Genomic DNA, 1,376 nt, shown 5'->3' with positions numbered 1-1,376 from the left:
CGTAGGTATAAGAATGATGTATAGGAGAGAAGGATAGATGGAGGGAGTAAGGTGAGTAGGAAATATATTTTTTTTCAAGAAGAAGGCGGAAGAGGGGGTAGGGGTCCGTCACGTGGGCTCGGGGATGGGTATAAGGGGCAGTTGGGGGTTGAGTCCGGATAGGAGAGACGGTATCTACACGGGTTGGGGGGGGGTGGATCGCGGCTGAAGCCGCTCCTACACGGGTTGGCAGTTGTAGGAGCGGCTTTAGCCGCGATCAGGCCTGATGGTGCTCGCGGATATAGCGGATGGTGTGTCGGTAATCCCCTTCCAGGGCCTGCTCGAAGCGGTCGGCAATCAGACTTTCCAGCTTGCGGCCCACCAGCGGCACAGTGGATTTCACCGCCACCCGGGTGGTTTGCAGCGCCTCATCGCCGTCCTGGCGCAGGCTCATGGTGCCGCTTACCTTCACCGGCACGTTGCCGAGCACCATCCGGTAACCCGCCTGGTAGCCGGCGGCGGCCGGGTGCCAATCGAATTCGGTGGTCAGTTCCGCCTCCGCCGGCAGCAATTTGCGCGCGAAGCCGGGCACCTTGTCCAGACGGATGGCGATGGGCTGGCGGATGCGGATCAGGAAACCGTCGCCCCGGGGCTCGAACGCCTCGAAGCGGTAATCCTTCACCTTGCCCCAGGCATAGCGCTGCTCGAAAAACGCCTTGCTGGTGAGAATCCCGTACAGTTCTTCCACCTTCACCGGGTAGCGGCGTTCGACCTTCTCTTCCATTCTTTCTCCCGCAAATAGCCTGTCCCGACAGATAAAGATGGGCGGCACGGTCATGGGCCCGCCCCGGCCCGCAACGCTACACTGCCGTCGGTAGCAATGCCACTTACTTGCCAGGCTGAAAGGAGGCCCCATGGCCACATCCCGTCCCTACGCGGTGGTGCTGTTCGGCGCCACCGGTTTCACCGGCGCCCTCACCGCTCAATATCTGGCTCGTCATCTGCCCGCCGGCACCCCCTGGGCCCTGGCCGGGCGCAACCGCGACAAACTGAAGCGGGTCGCCGCCGGGCTCAGCGGCGACGCCGACGCCCCCGCCCTGGTGGAGGCGGACAGCGCCGACCCGCGCAGCCTGGCCGAGCTGGCCGCCGCCACCCGGGCGCTGGCCACCACCGTGGGCCCGTACATGCGCCATGGCGAGCCGCTGGTGCGGGCCTGCGTGGAACAGGGTACCCATTATTGCGATCTTACCGGCGAGCCGGAGTTCGTGAACACCCTGATTCCCCGCTACCACGAGGCGGCCCGGAAGGCCGGCTGCGCCATCGTCAATTGCTGCGGCTTCGATTCCATTCCCCATGACGCCGGCACCCTGTTCACCGTGGGCGAGCTGGCGCGGGCC

Annotated in this window: 2 protein-coding genes; one reads left to right on the top strand and one right to left on the bottom strand. The window is 64.7% G+C overall.

The features are described 5' to 3' along the window. Window positions 1-256: 256 nt before the first annotated feature. The gene (locus tag FGS76_RS19365; protein ID WP_138774294.1) at window positions 257-763 is read right to left on the bottom strand and encodes a DUF2505 domain-containing protein; all 507 of its coding nucleotides are present in this window, start codon (window positions 761-763) and stop codon (window positions 257-259) included. 130 nt (window positions 764-893) lie between these two features. On the opposite strand from FGS76_RS19365, the gene FGS76_RS19360 reads away from it, so the two are divergent. Beyond that, a partial coding sequence (locus FGS76_RS19360) for a saccharopine dehydrogenase NADP-binding domain-containing protein (RefSeq protein ID WP_205717295.1) occupies window positions 894-1,376 on the top strand: 483 nt, incomplete at its 3' end.

The sequence above is a fragment of the Alloalcanivorax gelatiniphagus genome, assembly GCF_005938655.1.
GTDB lineage: Bacteria > Pseudomonadota > Gammaproteobacteria > Pseudomonadales > Alcanivoracaceae > Alloalcanivorax > Alloalcanivorax gelatiniphagus.
This window is presented reverse-complemented; position numbering and strand designations above follow the sequence as displayed.